The organism is Paenibacillus sp. J22R56, assembly GCF_056269375.1.
Genome location: NZ_JBWDNV010000001.1, coordinates 364,604 through 381,171 on the forward strand (window position 1 = coordinate 364,604; position 16,568 = coordinate 381,171).

Annotated in this window: 14 protein-coding genes; 2 read left to right on the forward strand and 12 right to left on the reverse strand. The window is 52.4% G+C overall.

All coding sequences use genetic code 11. The features are described from left to right. Window positions 1-29: 29 nt before the first annotated feature. The 7 genes from AC0YNT_RS01520 to AC0YNT_RS01550 all read right to left on the reverse strand — a co-directional run bounded on the left by AC0YNT_RS01520 (window position 30) and on the right by AC0YNT_RS01550 (window position 10,059). The gene (locus AC0YNT_RS01520) at window positions 30-200 is read right to left on the reverse strand and encodes a hypothetical protein (RefSeq protein ID WP_475803029.1); all 171 of its coding nucleotides are present in this window, start codon (window positions 198-200) and stop codon (window positions 30-32) included. A 184-nt stretch (window positions 201-384) separates the two neighbouring features. Then, window positions 385-2,538 (reverse strand): alpha-amylase family protein, encoded by a 2,154-nt coding sequence (locus tag AC0YNT_RS01525; RefSeq protein ID WP_475803030.1) that lies wholly within the window; start codon window positions 2,536-2,538, stop codon window positions 385-387. A 96-nt stretch (window positions 2,539-2,634) separates the two neighbouring features. Continuing rightward, on the reverse strand, window positions 2,635-5,112 hold the full coding sequence (locus tag AC0YNT_RS01530) for a glycoside hydrolase family 2 TIM barrel-domain containing protein (protein WP_475803031.1): 2,478 nt from the start codon (window positions 5,110-5,112) through the stop codon (window positions 2,635-2,637). Then, window positions 5,109-5,258, reverse strand: coding sequence for a hypothetical protein (locus tag AC0YNT_RS01535; protein ID WP_475803032.1), 150 nt, complete (start codon window positions 5,256-5,258; stop codon window positions 5,109-5,111). The genes AC0YNT_RS01530 and AC0YNT_RS01535 overlap by 4 nt, the downstream gene beginning before the upstream one ends. Window positions 5,259-5,374: 116 nt before the next feature. Further along, window positions 5,375-6,526 carry a right-handed parallel beta-helix repeat-containing protein gene (locus AC0YNT_RS01540; protein ID WP_475803033.1) on the reverse strand — a complete coding sequence of 384 codons (1,152 nt, stop codon included), beginning with the start codon at window positions 6,524-6,526 and terminating at the stop codon, window positions 5,375-5,377. 132 nt (window positions 6,527-6,658) lie between these two features. Next, complete coding sequence (locus tag AC0YNT_RS01545) at window positions 6,659-7,849, reverse strand: glycoside hydrolase family 88 protein (protein ID WP_475803034.1); 1,191 nt, start codon at window positions 7,847-7,849, stop codon at window positions 6,659-6,661. A gap of 605 nt (window positions 7,850-8,454) precedes the next feature. After that, window positions 8,455-10,059, reverse strand: coding sequence for an alpha-amylase family protein (locus AC0YNT_RS01550; protein WP_475803403.1), 1,605 nt, complete (start codon window positions 10,057-10,059; stop codon window positions 8,455-8,457). 173 nt (window positions 10,060-10,232) lie between these two features. On the opposite strand from AC0YNT_RS01550, the gene AC0YNT_RS01555 reads away from it, so the two are divergent. Continuing rightward, window positions 10,233-11,126 (forward strand): AraC family transcriptional regulator, encoded by an 894-nt coding sequence (locus AC0YNT_RS01555; RefSeq protein ID WP_475803035.1) that lies wholly within the window; start codon window positions 10,233-10,235, stop codon window positions 11,124-11,126. Window positions 11,127-11,386: 260 nt separating this feature from the next. Here the strand turns inward: AC0YNT_RS01555 and AC0YNT_RS01560 are convergent, their stop codons facing one another. The 5 genes from AC0YNT_RS01560 to AC0YNT_RS01580 all read right to left on the reverse strand — a co-directional run bounded on the left by AC0YNT_RS01560 (window position 11,387) and on the right by AC0YNT_RS01580 (window position 14,966). Beyond that, the gene (locus AC0YNT_RS01560) at window positions 11,387-11,611 is read right to left on the reverse strand and encodes a DUF6199 family natural product biosynthesis protein (RefSeq protein WP_475803036.1); all 225 of its coding nucleotides are present in this window, start codon (window positions 11,609-11,611) and stop codon (window positions 11,387-11,389) included. Between the two features lie 286 nt (window positions 11,612-11,897). Continuing rightward, window positions 11,898-12,110 (reverse strand): hypothetical protein, encoded by a 213-nt coding sequence (locus AC0YNT_RS01565; protein WP_475803037.1) that lies wholly within the window; start codon window positions 12,108-12,110, stop codon window positions 11,898-11,900. 32 nt (window positions 12,111-12,142) lie between these two features. Next, on the reverse strand, window positions 12,143-12,553 hold the full coding sequence (locus AC0YNT_RS01570; protein ID WP_475803038.1) for a DUF5412 domain-containing protein: 411 nt from the start codon (window positions 12,551-12,553) through the stop codon (window positions 12,143-12,145). A gap of 369 nt (window positions 12,554-12,922) precedes the next feature. Beyond that, the gene (locus tag AC0YNT_RS01575; protein WP_475803039.1) at window positions 12,923-13,345 is read right to left on the reverse strand and encodes a GNAT family N-acetyltransferase; all 423 of its coding nucleotides are present in this window, start codon (window positions 13,343-13,345) and stop codon (window positions 12,923-12,925) included. A 169-nt stretch (window positions 13,346-13,514) separates the two neighbouring features. Continuing rightward, window positions 13,515-14,966, reverse strand: coding sequence for an ArnT family glycosyltransferase (locus tag AC0YNT_RS01580; RefSeq protein ID WP_475803040.1), 1,452 nt, complete (start codon window positions 14,964-14,966; stop codon window positions 13,515-13,517). A 235-nt stretch (window positions 14,967-15,201) separates the two neighbouring features. Between AC0YNT_RS01580 and AC0YNT_RS01585 the strand changes: the two genes are divergently transcribed. Beyond that, a complete protein-coding gene (locus tag AC0YNT_RS01585) occupies window positions 15,202-16,545 on the forward strand; it encodes an FAD-binding oxidoreductase (RefSeq protein ID WP_475803041.1) in 1,344 nt (447 codons plus the stop codon). Window positions 16,546-16,568 lie beyond the last annotated feature (23 nt).

The window sequence follows — 16,568 nt, forward strand, 5'->3', positions numbered from 1 at the left end:
GGCAGGGCCGCCCGATACCCAGAACCCGTTCATAGACAGCCGATATCGGCTGTCGCCGTCACATCTACTGTAAGCCAGGATTTGCCCGAATCCGAGATGCGGAACGTTCTGCGCAAATATGTTCGCTCTTGCCTCGTGCCGGACGCCGCGTTCTTATCCAGCCATATCCATTTGGCATGCCATTCGCGATTCTCCTCCATCCCCTGTCACCCCTCTCAAAAGTCCAGTATTTGTGATTGTATACAGATCGTACCACCCTATTATAAAGCGCTTTCAAAAAGATTACGACCCATCCAAGTGTGCGAAGTTCCAAAAAATCAATGATAGGATTTTGTTGATAGACATGACGAAAGGGCTGCCCGCCTGGACAGCCCCTGCCGTTTTTTATTGTCGTACGAACATAAATCCGACGATCTCATTAAGTTCATTACCGCTTATGCTTACGGTCACGTTTCCGTTATGATCGGAAGTCGAAGCCATACTCGTTTCACGCTCTTCTTGATGACGGAATTCAATAACAGCTTCGAAGGCTCCCTCAATGGTAAGAGCACCGGGAGAAAACGGGATACAGGCGAGCTTGGAGCATTGCCAGATGTCCTCATTGTCTTGAGCGATAAGCGCCCACTCCCCCGTGAAACGAATACCTGACACTTGTGGAAAAGCCGTCTCATCGCCTGACGTATGCCGTAATGCGAGAGCCGTTATCCTGTCACCGCCCTGATGGGTTTCCACCCGTCCCCATGACCGGATGACCGGCTCGCGGCTCACATCTCCGAAATCGGCGTCAAGCCATAACGGAGACCAGCCGCTGCTGGGCCTGCGCCACCTGTCCAGCGCAAGCCAGCGGAGCCGCTGTGAATCGGTCATCGCCTTACCGGTACGATCGATAGCTCCGAGCGTTAAGCCATTGGTGCCGACAACGGCGGTGTTGAGTAAAATCTGCTCCAACGTCTCCCAGTAATAGCCTGTCGATGTATTGATCAACATGCCATGGCGCGCCGCAAGTGCCGACCACATGCAGCGCTGATTGTGCCCAAGAGCCTCATATTCCGCACTATCTCCAGCGTCGCCTAGATCATCGATATTGATCACGTCGAAGTGATAATGCAGCAGCGGATGCAGCCCGTAATAGATTATCGCGATATCCGGCTTTGCCTCCTTTGCCGCGTCCGTAATGATCTTGAGCAGCTCCGAGCAAAGCCGTTCTCCCCGCAATTCCGGACAACGCGGCACGCTTACGTCCGGCCCGGGCAAGCCATAGCCGAAATCCAGCTTCAGAGCTGCAGGCTTCAGCCGGTTGATGACGGTCCTGGTACGTTCGGTTAGAAACGATCTGGTCCGCTCCGAGCTGGGATCCAGGCAGTAATGATAGGACTCGCCGTATATCGGATCGCCCGACCATCGCCAGAGCCTCGGCTTCCCGTCCATTCCGCATAACAGATCCCAATCGGTCAGGCCAAACGCCTCAGGCTGGTCAATCCAGCCGATTGACTGCCATACCGCAATTTCGAAGCCTTCTGCCCGCATATGCGCAATGTCCCTGTCAAACTCCGGAAACCGGTTATAGTCCGGAATTCCGCTGCTGTCGCAGGTCTCCCAATATTCGTCGAGCACGATCATATCGGCAGGGGCCGATCGCGAAACCCGTTCCGTAATGGCCTTTAGATCAAACTGACCTTCCTTGAAATCGCCCCATGTACATACAAACGATTTTGCTTGAAGGGGCGATTTAGGACCACTTACCGGAAAGGTTTGATACAGCCGGTCATAGGCATCGTATCCATTCATCCCCCAGGCAAGTCTGAGCGGTTCACTCCATCTTCGATTCAGCAGGTCAGGCGCTTCCCACAAATCCTCCCTGTATAAATACTGCATACAAGCAGTGGCGGATTTTAACTGCAACGATAGCGCCGCATCCGGGATTGCTCCAGGTCCAAACGACAGCCATCCGTCACCGCCACCCATCGCCGCAGCATAAAGCGGCCTCGGATAAGCAGCCGCATAAGACGTTCCCATCGCATCGCCAAAGCTTCCGAGAGGCAGCAGCGAATCGCCCATATCAAAAAAACGCCAAAAGCTGCGCGTCGGATTCGTGCCTGCGCACGGCAGGCAGTACCCTTCCGCTTTCCAGTTCGGCCAAAAGGGCTTGGCAAGCGATGGTGCGCACCGGCGTTGTATGTCCGTCATTTCCTTCGTTCCAAAATAGAGCGCTATGATAGAGGTCGGCTGATGCCATACGACTTCCAGACTGGAAAATCGGATTCCCCATGCTTCGGTGTTCACCTGAAGGGAGCCTCTTCCTAATTCACCGAATTCAAGCGCGATCTCAGAGCGAGAATTCGAAAGCGTTGACACATTCGAGATAATCGCATCCGTATAAAGAGTCTGTCCGTTTTCATCCGAGAGCTCAAACGAAGGCAGCAGACTTCCTTGCCACACGATGCGGCCATCCCGTTCAAGTACGGCCTGGTCGTTATCCGTATTCCAACAAAACAACATTTGTTGCGCAGCGATCTTAAAGTCCGGCAATAGGTTCACCTTATCCTCCCATTTCATCTCACGCATATGTATATTGCTCTACCTTGACGGACGCGTATGCGATGGAATCGCTGGTTGTTATCGGCTGGAGCAAGCCTATTCATGCTTGTCACAAGGCAACATCCAACTCGCTGAAGATAGCCCTGGTGCCGAAGCTTCAATGGCAATCGCTCCCGGATCCCGTCCCGCTTGCACGATGGCGGCAGCGATTCCGCGGTAGGCGCGGCAGCCCGAAGAACGGTAGCTCTCGCTGCTCGTCACGTCCGCCGAGTAAACGCCGAGCAGGCTTCCGCTGCCTTGTACCGTGACGGAAATCAAATGCGCAGCGTCAGGCACAAGGTGGCCATCCTTGTCGACAACAACAATTCGCAGCTCCGCGAAGTCCCGTCCGTCCGCGGACAACCCTTCACTGTCGCAGCTCAGTTCCAGCCGCGCCGCGCCTCCTGCAGTGACCAGTGTGTCCTCGCATATTCGCTGCCCTTCGTTCAGGCCCACGGCAGTGAGCGTTCCGGGAATATAATCGACGTCCAGCTCGATCGCGCGGTAACTCTCCGTATCCTTCGCCAATACTCCGAGCGAACGCCCGTTCAGGAACAGCTCCGCCACATCGCAGTTGGTGAAGACATATACAGTCTTACGCTCGCCTTCGTTCCAGTTCCAGTGAAACTGTGAATTCATGTAAGCGTACGTTTCGCCGGCAACGGGAACGGGTTGCTTGACGGCGAGGCGAACGAACGGCTCATCGTCCCAGATGCTTCTACGGAAGTAGTACTCTCCTCGCGGTGTGCCGACCGAATCGATGAGCCCGAACCCCCAACCGCGGCGCCCTCCCGCAAGCGCGGAGATATCGAACGTATAGCCCAGTGCGGAGTCCTCGCCGAGCACGTCGGCGCCTTCTCCCAAATAATCGATGCCGACCCACAGGAATTGGCCAATGACGTAGGGATTCTGCATAATGCGCTTCCAATGCTCTGGCTCGAACTCAGTCTCTGAGCCGAGCAGAGCCAGATTCGGACGCTCGGCATGTAAATGTTCGTAGTACGCGTCGCCTTCCCGGCTGGCGACATAGTTATATCCCGGCACGTCCACCAGATCCATGATGCCTTCCCGCAAGCGCAGCAGGTGATTGCCTTCCGCGCATACGGTCACGGGCCGGGTGTCGTCCTCCTCCTTGCAAATCTCAACCATCCTGCGCAAGATTGGGATTCCTTCGTCAAAATAGAGATCCGGAATTTCGTTGCCCACGCTCCACATGATGACGCTCGGATGGTTGCGATCCCTCCGCAGCATCGCCCGAAGATCTGTCTCGTACCATTGGTCGAAGTAAAGATAATATCCGTAGGCGTTCTTGCCATATGGCGAGTCCGAATAACCACGGTCCCAGCCTAATCGCCATTCATCAAATGCTTCGTCCATGACCATCATCCCCAGGTAATCGCACACATGATAAAATTCCGTCGGAAAAGGGTGATGCGACGTGCGGACCGCATTGCAGCCGGCTTCCTTCAGCATGGCCAGCCTGTTCGCCCATGTAGGCGTCTGAACTGCCCCGCCGAAAATCGCCGCGTCCTGGTGCAGGCAGACGCCTTTGATTTTCGTCTCGACTCCGTTCAGCTCGAAGCCGTTCCCGGCAGTAAACGATAACGTGCGAATGCCAAGCGGGGTCAGCGCATCGTCAGCCGGCTCGTTCTCGACGAACAGAACGGAGTGGACCCGGTACAGATTCGGCTGATCCGGACTCCAAAGAGCGGGTTTGGGCACACGCATCCGCTGCTCGAACCGATGTTTGCCGAACTGCGGCACGATCATCTCCGACTCGGCTACGGCCACCTCGCGGTCTTCCGGATCGAGGATCGCCGTTCTTAATCGGCAGCTCTTGCTAATCTCGTTATTGTCCGCCATTCCATTCCCTTGCCAGACAAAAGCGTTCCACTTCGTCTCGGGATAACGGCCCACGGAGATGTTCGTTGCGACCGATATCGCGGCGCCCTCGGAGTCGATGGACTCCGTTCTGGCGACCACGCCCCATACATCAATGTGCAAGGGGGCCGTGACAATCAACTGCACGCGGCGAAACAGCCCGTTTCCTTGATAGGATCGGCCAAATGGCTGCAGAGAAGCGTCCACCTTGACCGCAAGGACGTTCTCCTCCCCGGCGGGACGAAGATAAGGCGTAAGATCATACCAGAATGGCGTAAATGCGTAGGGATGCGTCCCCAGACAGCGGCCGTTCACCCACACCTCGGCGTTCATCGCGGCTCCATCGAACATCAGGTAACGTTTGCCGCCGACATGCCGCTGCGGAGAAGCGAACGACGTTCGGTACCACAAAACGCCCGAGCGAACGTACCCGTTCGTCGGATAGGCGGCATTGAAATCCGACTCCGCCGAATCATCGTGCGGAAGCTGTACGATCCGCCATGCCGAGTCGTCATAGAAGGCAGCTTGCGCGCCTGGAGCGTCTCCCGCATGGCAGCGCCAATTTTCCATTAAAGATGTAATGCTGCGGTAATCGGTGCCGTCAAGCATCCGCTCCACGTACGAGATGGTCGGTTCTATTCTTCTATGTGTCATGTTCCACAAGACTCCTTCGCAAGGTCTCTCTCGTAATCCGCTTCTTTTTCTTCGTTATTCCATATCGGCGATCCGCACGAGATCCCGCTTCTGCGCGGAACGCTTCGCACCGGGAATGCAGGAGTAAGCGCTGATCGTATTTTCACCCATACCTCCGCAGCCCGCCTCGGTAATCTGCAGTTGTCGTAATTCGCCTATCGTTAATCTCCTATGCCCGTTCCGCCAGTGAATGGGTCAAGCGTCTACCGCACTTTTTTCCAGCCTACTCCACATTCGCCAGGAAGCGATCTGCTCCATCCGCCAGCCAGATGTCCCCCGTCTGCCTGCCCGCTCCCGTATCGCGGATAAGATTGTCCTTCAGCTCATTGTCGACGGACCCAGCGTTCACGATGAATCCGAATCCGTCGTTATTCTCGATCACGTTGCGAAGCCACTTGTTGCGGTTCGCACCGTTGGATGCTTTCTCCGTGCGGTAATAAACGCCGCCATTCCCATTGCAGCGTATGACGTTATCGGCGAACCAATTGTCAGAGTCCCTATGTCCGATCGAGATGCCAGACACGGCGTTATGCTCCAGCACGTTGCGCTCGAACTCGCCGAACTGGACCCGCCAGCAGACGAACAGCCCCGTCGTGCCGTTGCCGCTGCACGTATTGTCCTTGACGCGAGAGGAGTGCGAGCCGGCACCGGGATGCAGCCCCGATCCTTTGCAGCCTCGAACGTCGCAGTGAAGCACCGAGATATTCTCGGTAATCTGCCAACTGATACCATCACCGTTGAAGTCGTGCACGAAGACGCGCTCGATCATGCAATCGCGTGCCTTCTTCAAATAGATCCCGCCCGCTCGGCAGCCGCCAATCGGCTCGTTGGCTGCCTTGTTACCGTCGATTGCAAGGTCGCGCACGCGAACCTGCTCGACGTCCACCGCCTCGATAATCGAGCAGGCATTCGTTGCCATGCCACCGTCGTCCGATCGGTAATCGCGCTCCAGGTGCCGGTCAAAGCGCAGCACATGGCCGTCCACCGCCGTAATGACCGCCGTGCTTTCATCCCAACCCCATTTTTGCGACTCGTCGAAAATTTGTAGGCCCATCCCGACGTGGAAGCCGCTCGGGTCCGCCACTTCTACGCGCAGCTCGCCGTAGTCGGCGTCGACGATAAACGGGCTCTTGAAGCCGTCCGTCTTACGCAGTACCGTCTCCGGTCCGGCGCCGGCCAACGTGACCCGATCCGTCAACCGAATCGGTCCGTACACGTCATACACTCCTGGGTCCAGCCGCACGATGCCGCCGCCATGCCGGGTCGCTTCATCTACCGCCGATTGAACGGCCATAGACGTGAAACCCGGATAGTTGCTTTGCGAACCTCCCGCAGTCACTTCAATCGTACGATTGCGCAGCATCGGATCTCTCATCCCCTACATCCTCTCGTTATGAAAATATCAATTGCAGCTCCGCAGGCTCAAGGAGCCCCTGATCGAGCAAGTCGTAAGCTTCCGCCGCAGGCTGCCCTAGCATCGGCGCCCTTTTATCTCCGATTTCTTCGTTTACCAGAATAGCTCCTTGCGTCCCCGCAGCTTCGCGAGCGCTTCAACGAAGAAATAATCACCATAGATCAGCGATTCGTCTACATACACGCCTCGTGAGTAATAACCTGTCGCATGCAGCAGAAGGCCTTCATGCTCGTCGCCCCATTCCGCATAGAGGTCGCACAGCGACCGGACGATCCGCTCGGCTGATATCCGGCACCAAGCGGCGTCTTCGACTCCCGCTCCTTCGCCTGCTTTCAACAACTCGGCCAGCTCCAGCAGACCGGACGCCGCGATCGCCGCGGCGGACGAATCTCTCGGCATCGACTCCCGGCCAGCTTCCGGCAGGAAGAAGTCCCAGTAAGGGACGGCGTCTTCCGGCAACCGTGCGACGAAGAACCGAGCGACCCGCAGCGCGGCTTCGCAATACCGCGCCTCGCCCGTGTACCGATAGCTGAGCGCGAAGCCGTACAGTGCCCAGGAAGCTCCGCGCGCCCAAGCGGAATCCGCCGCGTAGCCTTGCCCGGCCAGCGCCTCAATCGGCTCTCCTGTCTCCGGATCATAGCGGAAAATATGGCAGACCGAACCGTCTGGGCGAAGAAAATCGCGCAGGACGGAGTCGGCGTGCCGGATCGCGATATGCTTGTACCGCGGATCCTTGATCTCGCGACCGGCCCAATGCAGCAGCGGCAAATTCATCAGACAATCAATGATCGCCCAGCCAGTATGATCCTCTTCGTCCCAATTCGGCCAGGCACGGATGAACTCGCCTTGCGGATTGTACCTTCCGGCAAGGAGGTTGGCCGCGATGAGTGCATGCCGCTTCGCGTCCGCATCTCCCCCGCGCCCTGACGCTTCGGCCAGACGATGCTGGGCAACGCTGCTCAAGCTGAACATGAAGCCGACGTCGTGATGCAGCAGGTCGTAGGTCTGCAGCGTATCCGCTAGCTGCCGTTCGCACGCTTGGGCGACTCGTCGGAGTTCCTCATCACCGTTCTCGCGGTACGCAAGCCACAACAGTCCCGGCCAAAAGCCGGCGACCCAGTCATGCTCAGGTCCCCTGACATAACGTCCGTCTTTCGTCCCGTTCGGAAAGGCGACTCCGATCGTCCGGGCGCTCCGGCTGATTTTCACTTCCGCCCTGCTCCAAGCCTCTTCCGCCCAGACCAAATCCAATTCCACGCCAGGGTACAACTTCTGCTCTGACATGCTTCCATCCCTCCCGCAGCTTCCCTGCCTTCCAGCGAGAAGCGCAACTTTAATTCTCCTTCCACCATCTGAGACACTAGCTTCAGCACGATCCGGTGAACTTCCGGCCCCAATTGTCCCGGAGATACCCGTGAATATCGCCAGCGCGTTTCGAATCCATTCAACGATCCATGCGCAGCATCGGCCAATTGAAGTCCTGGTTCCCCGCAGCAAGCGATGTCCATCTTGCCTTCAATTCGGGAGCAAGTTTCTCCCAGGCTGCCCGATCCGCTGCCGGCGGGAACGGCCGAATGGACTCCGTGCCAAGCAGCGCTTGATCTTCCTTGCCTAACTGCGATGATTATCTTAATTTCTCTGGCTTTGCCGTATTCGTACTTATTATAAAATCGCTGAACTGCCGTACCTATAGTAATCTTTATTGAATCGCTGTCTTTTCATATCCTTTTAACGGACTTTGAAACAAACGCGGGCTTGCGTATTGGCAGGAGATAACCTCCCGATAATCGCAAGCCCGCGTTCGTTTTTTTAGTGAATCTTATCCTTTACAGCCTGATCGAACAAAGCCCCTTCGTTGAACAATGCCGACGGGAACCCTTGCTCCAGCTTCACAACCACCAGCCGTTGTCTTTCTCCTCCAACGTTTCCCCTGTAACCTGGTTCCAAGCGAATGTCGTCTCTTCTCCGTTCAGCAGCCAGCGGCTCGGGCATGTCGTGTGCAGCCAATCGAGCGGTTCCGCCGCCGGCCGTTCGACTGCCGCCAGCTCGAATGCCCGCCGAAGCTCGGTCTCCTGCTCCTTCGTCAAGACGGACGGATCCGCCGAGACGAACAACGGCGTGCCGCTGCCAGCCAGCAAGCGAAGCCACTCGCGATTCAGCTCCCATGGCACGTCGGCCGTGAGACCGACGCAATCCGCGTCATGGCTGAAAAACGTTCCGTGCTGCGGCATTCGGAAGCCGAGCGTATTGACGCCCATATAGCGCGTCCTCTCCCACCACTTGCCGCTCGTATCGTCACCGGTCCGCTGAATCGAGAACAAGCCCGCTGCCAGATGGCCGAGCGTATTGCAGCCGATCACGTCGGCCTCTCCAGCCGCTTCCGCAATCGTCCGGTATAGCTCCAACGTGATCTCCGCGGTCGTCCTCGATCGGTCACGGAACGGGTACGGCAGCGTGTTCGGCCTGGAACGCATCGTGAATCCCCATTGGCCAAGCAGGTCGTACGTCGTAAAATCGTGCTTCAACAGTTCGAAGCCCCATCCAACCATCGTGCGGACCGCCTCACGGATCGATTCGAGCGCTCCGGTAACGGTCGGATCGAGCACATGGCCACCACTCGACGAATAGCGAATCCATTCTGCCGGCACCTCCTCCGCTGTCAGTAGCGGCCTGCACCAAAGTCCAGGCTTGACGCCAATCTCCTTCATCTCCCGTGCCAACCGCTCCATATCCGGGAACTTGCTGTTACCCGTCCAAGGCCCGCCATTGCAGGCTCCCCCTCCACTTTTCGACTGCCAGCCGTCGTCGATGACCATATAGGGTCGATTGACGACGTTCGCCGACAGAGAGGATATGAATCGCGAATCCTCGAGAATATCCCGGTGCGAGCTGTTGCCATAGGCGTAGTACCAGTTGTTTCCGCCATAGACCGGCTGCTTCGGCATTCGGGGACGGTCGCACAAAAGCGAGCAAAACCGTCGCGCCGCCACAATGGGCCGTTCTCCTTCCGTTCCCGGATCCGTGACGATCTCGGCGATTGGCAGTATGCGATTGCCTAAGCGGATGCCTTCGCTGCCGCAGGAGACGTCGGCAGTCAACGTCAGACCATCGGGATCAAGCTGCCAGAAGCAGAACGCTCCCGCTCCCGTTTTCACCCCACAGCCTGCCGTCCGGACACCGTCATGAGCTAGAAAATACCAAGGCAGGACCCTCTCGGGCACCAGCCCGCGCCATTCCAAATCGCCGTATGCCCGCTCCCAATGATCCCCCAAAACGAGCCAATTCCCTTCGACTCGCTCGTCCCACCGGAGCTTGACGGCTCTCGGCGCAGCCGCTGGCGCCTCCAAAGTCACTGCTATGAGGCCATCATCGTTCGTTAGACGAACCGTAACCCCTTCGGACTCCCATGTTCCAGGCTGAACCTGCGTCAGCGCCCGCCATCCGCCGTCCAGACGAACGAACGCGGCGGAAGGGCTCTCCATTCTTTTAAACATCTTCACGGCTTCGACCTCCTTCAAATGTTGCGCAACTGCTCGCAAAAGCGAATAATAGTAACGTATCCCAAAAGTATAAACGGCTTTGGTAACAGTCGTTAGGACGAAAAGGGTCCGATCGGGGAGCAAGGTTAACCAACTGGGACATGATTCGGTTCGAAGGAGATATTGCAATGGCAGATCACCATTGGGAGGACTATGTGCCTTTTCCAAACAGCAAATCGGAAGCGTACCTATATGGAGCCCACTCCGCCGCCGTCCCTGCGGGCTGGACCTGCGGGAGGCACCTGCATCACCTAATGTTCGAGCTCAACCTCGTTCTCGAAGGGACACAACTGGCCGAAATCAGCGGAATCCCCTACCGCCAGGAAGCGGGAGACCTCCTTCTCGTGCCCCCGATGCGACTACACTCGTTCCGATCCGAAGCACCGCTCCGCTATTTCGTCCTTCATGTGCAGATCGACGACCCTGCCTTCCTGCAACGGTTGGCCGAATCAGGCCTGCTGCTCATTGATCGCGGCCACCCGTTGAACCGCAAGCTGGTCGCAGCCGTGCAGGCCCTCCGGGAGCGCATGACGCAGGGGGCCTCCCGAATCCGCCTCTATCGATCGCTGTACGAGATGCTCGATCTGCTAGAGAGCGAGCTCAACCGCATCTTGCCGGTACCTGGCGCTTCGAAGGAAAACCTTTCCCTTCCCGCTCGAATCGCGAGGGAGATCGAAGCGTTCGTCGCCGTCCAAGGGGACGAGGACCGGGAGAAAGAAGAGAATTGGATGGAATCCATCGCGCGCCGGCTCGGCTATAGCCGCAGGCATTGCTACCGGTCATTCATGGGCACGTTCCGTATGTCCCCGCGCGATTACTTGTTCGTACTGCGACAGCAAGAAGCGATGCACCTTCTGCTCAGCGGAGGGGATTCTCTGGAGCGAATCGCCCTCCGTATCGGTTACGATAATGTTCAGAGCTTCATCCGGCAGTTCTCCAAGTGGACGGGGACGACTCCCGGCCAGTTCCGCAAACAGAAGCAGGATGAGCTTGTCTATTTGACGCGTTTGGAAGTTCGTTAACATTCCTGAAGCCAGCTCCGAGAGAGCATTCCTTTTCTAAGAGAGATTGATATAGCTCGGAGACCCGTTGCGAGATGTGATGCCATCCATGAACGGCATCCGGACGTCCTTCAGGAACAGGTCGGTATGAACCATTTTATGTACTATGTCATTCGCGAAAAAGGCGAAGTCTATAACGCCCTGAAGTCCTTCTTCCGCAAGCCGGAAGGCGTTGTGGGGTAAAAGGAAACCGGTCGTCCTGGGGACGACCGGTTTTTAGTTTAGATAAAAATATCAAGAATTTCTGCTCCAACAAGGGGAATTCCAATTAACAAAAAGAAAGCACCAAATATTCGATGAAGGAGAATGACAAACTTGTTAGGTTCTGAAGTAGCAAAAACAAATTTACCATCTTTCATTCTTAACATGAATTCACTAATATACCATACTTTCTTCGGCCAAAATACATTCACTGCGCCCACAGTTGCAATAATTAATCCGATCATGAAGTTTTCCTTTTCTAATCATGTTCATTCAACTCTTTTATTTCAGTTGAAGTATAATTAAGATCCCCATCCCGACGATTAAAAAAATAACACTACTGATCCGAACTATTTTCAAACGATGCTTTTTCGCCATGGATTGAAGTGATCTAATATCTTCCCAGCCATTACTCCCGTCATTAATCATATTGGATGTCCCGAATCTCCAGATCAATTTAGGAAAGATTAAAAGTATAATCGCAATAAGTAAGAGAACGATGGCTGTAACCATCTCTTGAGCCCACCTCTTTTATACATCTCGAATTTTCCTCTCTTTTTCTTTCCAATTCATGCTGCCAAATATAAGTCCCATAGCGATTCCAGCGACATAATCATAATAATCCCAAGGTCTATGAAAAATTTGCTTCGCAATGAGCATGAAGATGATGTAGAAAATCTGGCCTACTATTGCTTTTCGAAAAAGATACTTATATTTCTCACGCCTCAAGTCACTAGCCCCCAATACTAGCCTCCTCCTAACCTCTTATTACTACATTACTGAGTTCTAAAATCATATTTCTCATACGGTAAATTTAATTCATGCCCGTTAATTTCTACCGTATCATTATCAATCCAGACCATTTTTGCGGATTGCTCATGGTAATTCCAATAAATATTTTTAACTCTATGTGCATTTGTATTAGTAACCAACTCTGCTCTTACCGCAAAATCGGTCGTCGCCCCACCATTAGACAAATAAGCTTTAATTGTATAGTGTCCGTCCGGCGAGCTCGATTGCGAGATAAACTCACCTTTCGGCAGTCTATTTATATCCCAAAATGTCCAATAGATCCCATATCCAATGAAACATATGACTAGAAAAACAATAGAAAACAGCACTACATGCACTTTTCGTTTGTTTCGTTGCATTTCAAGCTTTGCAGCTTCATCATCAAAATAATCCATGTTTCCTCCGGATTTCTATATAGGATCATAGGCAATTATTCGGCTGCACAATCGTCATAGCATAAGAGGCGGATTCAAATAATGTGATACCACCACATAGTTCATAAAATCTACGAAGGTCAGCTGGTAGGATATGATTATACTTGAAAAGTATCGGCTGATTTGATGGAGGTAATACTTTACAATCTTCTATACGCTTTATATCCTCAATTAGTTCATTAATCAATAATGTCACATCCTTTATCTGTAATTCAGTTTACAGTAACTAACTACACTAGGGACAAAAAAAAAGACGGCACCAATTCATTCTGGCACCATCTTAAAAGTAAAAGTTTATCAATAGAAAATCACCCTGTTCAATCAAAGCGATTATTCAAACACCGTAATCATCCCCGTCATCCCAGGAGAATGATCTTTGAATCCAAACTGTTCATAAAACTTATCATTGCCATGGGAAGCAAATAATCCAACGAAGGCAAGCCCATCCTTATGGCGGCGTTCCTTTATATAATCTAGCAAGCGCTCTACAATTAGCTTTCCTAAACCATTCTTCTGATGCTCAGGTGCAATCGCCACGTCCTGGATATAGAAGTACATGGCTCCGTCACCAACAATCCGTCCCATGCCAACAATCTCTTCCTTACACACGACAACGACGGCGTAAAGAGAATTGTCAATTGATTGCTTAGACATTTCTATATTAATGTTTCCCCACCCGACAGCTTCCCATAAAGTCTTGTGTTCGAGTACAGTAGGGAAACGCTCAATGATTTCATATTTGTTTTTAGTCATATTTACCACCCTCATCAAATGAATTGGTGGCTGTCCTAAACAACCACCTGTTATGGTTGGATCCCGCGGTTATACTCCATGTTTTTCATCTCCCATCCATATTCCTATATGACACTTTACTTTAATATTAAGTAGAAAGAAACCCTTTTAGGTATTATAGAGCAATATTCTATAGTCCAACTCCGCGCTCTTTTTTACGGTTGTAAGCAATCCCCAAGCGCCTATCTTGTATCCAGCTGAACACCTGATAAGCCCCATAGCTCTGCAACAAAATGAGTACTGGTATAAAATCCAGCCGATAACGTGGTTGATTTTCCACTAACAAATGTGCGCCTATGTAGAAAAGCAATAAACCCAAATACAACAATGCCCCGTTCCCCTTACCTGTTCGCCATAAAGCCATCATGCTAATAACACCAAATGCGCACATCAACACATACATAGGGCCTTCCCATCGTTGCAGTTTTTGTTCCAGCTCCCAGTTGTCCAATCCCCGCAAGCTCCAATAGGCGGCTGAATCCGAAGAACCCCACATGATGGAAAGCTTTCTGCCGAGGAGTGCCGCGACTTCTGACTTATCTTCCAGACGCTCTTTAATCTTAATAAGTTCCGCTTGATAGCGCTCTTCCCCATATGGATATTGATTTACATAATTCGCATCCTCTTTATTCCAACTGCCGTTCGTTTCAGCATTTAAACCAACCATAAACTTCCAATATTTTTCTCCTTCAAATAAGGAATGCTGGGTGACACCAGAGGAGATCAGCGATGCGCTGGCAAGCAACTGCACCAAATAATAAACAATGATTAAACTGCCAAGCCTGCCCGCCATCATACCTGCCTGCCTCTTAGCGGAACGACGCCATAGCTGCCATAACATCGGCAAGACAAATAAAGCAGCCCCCGCCAAGTAGACAATTCCTATTGGCCGCATGAGATTCCCAAGTCCGATAGCTAACCCCGCAAGCAACCAATGGATGAACGACTCCCTGCCTCTAAGCAGTAAGAGACATCCTAGCATAAACAGAAACACCGATATATGCTGATTCGTCAATACCGAGCACATAAGTATATTCGGTATATAAAAGAGATAAATAAGTGCAGCAACTCTACCGTAATTCTCGTTATTAAATACCTTTTTAGCCGAATAATAGAGAATGGCAGCTGTCCCAATGCTGAACAGAACGTTAAACAACTTGAGTACAATCAGGTGATTGCCAAACAGTTTAATAACCGCAGCCTCATACATCGTAAATCCATGCTGGTAAGGAAAGCTGATATAGTAGGGCGAATCGCTATAGGCAAAGTTCCCCGAAGCCGCCTCTTGAGCCGCATTGTACATGAAAAGAAAATCTGATTCCGGTAAGGCTGGATTCCATAGGATCCAAGCTACGCGGCAGGCCAAACCAAGCGTTAGAAAAACAATAAGGAACATTTTTCTGCTCAAATGTTGGGTTGCCCAATAAATCACGAATACAACGACAATAAAAGTTACAGCTAGTGCCGCGAGCATCTTCCATACGGAATCATAGATACTCCGTGTATTTGCAAATGATGAGACCAGAATGGTCAGAAAAAATACTCCGCCTGCTGCAGAAAGGATACGTGTGCGAAAAGTCATAATTACCCCTTATCTCATTTATGATTATCCGAGTATGTTACCATATTTTGCTTCTCGTGAGTATGATTGTAACGAACTACTTTCATTAGGATGCCGGAGAGGCGTCCATGCATTAGCGTGATTTTTTAAACGTTTGCGTTACTTTTGCCTATACCATCCGCTAATCTCCCTCATACGCTATACGGTACCTGCCTAATCTCAAATTATCGTCATTTACTTATAGGGAGATGGACACGTGAAATCAAAGACGGGGCTTACCGGGCGAGTGATTTTTAAAGGAGATCCAGGTTATAATGCGGCGCGTAAAAACTGGGATCCTCATACAGACAGATTTCCGAAGGTATTTGTTTTTGCACAAAGAACACAAGACGTAGCAAACGCGATCAAATGGGCTCGTAAGAACAATGTCCCTATTCGTCCAAGAAGCGGCAGACATGCTCTGGAGACCAATCTTTCGCAGGTTAACGGAGGCATTGTCATCGATGTCAGCGAAATGAAGAAAATTACGTTGAATAAAAAATGTAGAACTGCTGTGGTAGAGTCAGGTAATCAAGTAGGCAGAATTGTTGATACCCTTGCGCGGCAAGGCTTTATAGCTCCCTTTGGCGACAGTCCGTCTGTCGGGATCGGCGGCATCACAACTGGCGGGGGTATCGGTCCGTTGCAACGGACGACTGGTCTGATCTGCGATAATCTTATTGCAGTGGAAATGGTTGATGCGAAGGGCCGAGTGATTCGCGCGAGCAAAAAACGCAACTCCGATCTTCTATGGGCTACCCGCGGGGGAGGCGGCGGCAACTTTGGCGTATATACCAAATATAAATTCAAAGTACTGCGCGCTCCAGCCAAAGCTACCGTATTCAGCGTTACTTGGCCATGGAACCAGTTCGAAGCCGTCGTCAAGAAATGGCAAAGGTGGGCTCCAGGCACCAGCACCAAACTTGGTAGCGAGTTATCCATCGGTCCGAAAAAAGGCGGCAATGTAAGTATGCTTGGGCTGTTCCTGGGATCTAAAACAGAAGCTCTTCGCTTCTTAAAGCCTATCCTAAGCGTTGGAACACCTACGCCAACAATCAAGTATCTTCCTTACCTTGAAGCCACGAAATTTCTACTTGCTCCTGACCCTGTACTTACTCAAAAGTACAGCAACCAATTCTCCAGCGGCTTCGGAAATCATCCATTCCCTGATAAAGCATTTAAACCTATACGTGAGTTCTTAGAGAAGGCTGAGGCAGGAACTCCAGCCGGGTTCTACTTCCTCAACTGGGGTGGAGCTATTCGTAAAATCGCCCCTAGAGCTACCGCCTTCTATTGGCGTAAACCAAAATTCTATGTCGAGTGGAACAGCTCATGGGTGAAGCCATCTCATGCTGCGAGAAATATAGCCCTAACTCGCAATACACGCAAGAAGCTGCAGCCTTATATCGTAGGATCGTATATCAACGTGCCTGACCAAGGCATCAAATGCTCCGGTCCGGTCTACTACGGCAAGAACTATCCTAGACTGCGCAGGGTAAAAGCGAAATACGATCCGCAGAATGTGTTTAACAACCCGCAAAGTATTCCTCCTGCAAAATAACAAAAACAGCGGCTCGACTAGAA

Bases quoted from the DNA above. Each gene is read 5' to 3' on its own strand.
- AC0YNT_RS01575 (WP_475803039.1), bottom strand. From the start codon at position 13,345: ATGACTAAAAACAAATATGAAATCATTGAGCGTTTCCCTACTGTACTC.
- AC0YNT_RS01520 (WP_475803029.1), bottom strand. From the start codon at position 200: ATGGAGGAGAATCGCGAATGGCATGCCAAATGGATATGGCTGGATAAG.
- AC0YNT_RS01550 (WP_475803403.1), bottom strand. From the start codon at position 10,059: ATGTTTAAAAGAATGGAGAGCCCTTCCGCCGCGTTCGTTCGTCTGGAC.
- AC0YNT_RS01570 (WP_475803038.1), bottom strand. From the start codon at position 12,553: ATGGATTATTTTGATGATGAAGCTGCAAAGCTTGAAATGCAACGAAAC.
- AC0YNT_RS01580 (WP_475803040.1), bottom strand. From the start codon at position 14,966: ATGACTTTTCGCACACGTATCCTTTCTGCAGCAGGCGGAGTATTTTTT.
- AC0YNT_RS01540 (WP_475803033.1), bottom strand. From the start codon at position 6,526: ATGAGAGATCCGATGCTGCGCAATCGTACGATTGAAGTGACTGCGGGA.
- AC0YNT_RS01555 (WP_475803035.1), top strand. From the start codon at position 10,233: ATGGCAGATCACCATTGGGAGGACTATGTGCCTTTTCCAAACAGCAAA.
- AC0YNT_RS01560 (WP_475803036.1), bottom strand. From the start codon at position 11,611: ATGATCGGATTAATTATTGCAACTGTGGGCGCAGTGAATGTATTTTGG.
- AC0YNT_RS01545 (WP_475803034.1), bottom strand. From the start codon at position 7,849: ATGTCAGAGCAGAAGTTGTACCCTGGCGTGGAATTGGATTTGGTCTGG.
- AC0YNT_RS01530 (WP_475803031.1), bottom strand. From the start codon at position 5,112: ATGACACATAGAAGAATAGAACCGACCATCTCGTACGTGGAGCGGATG.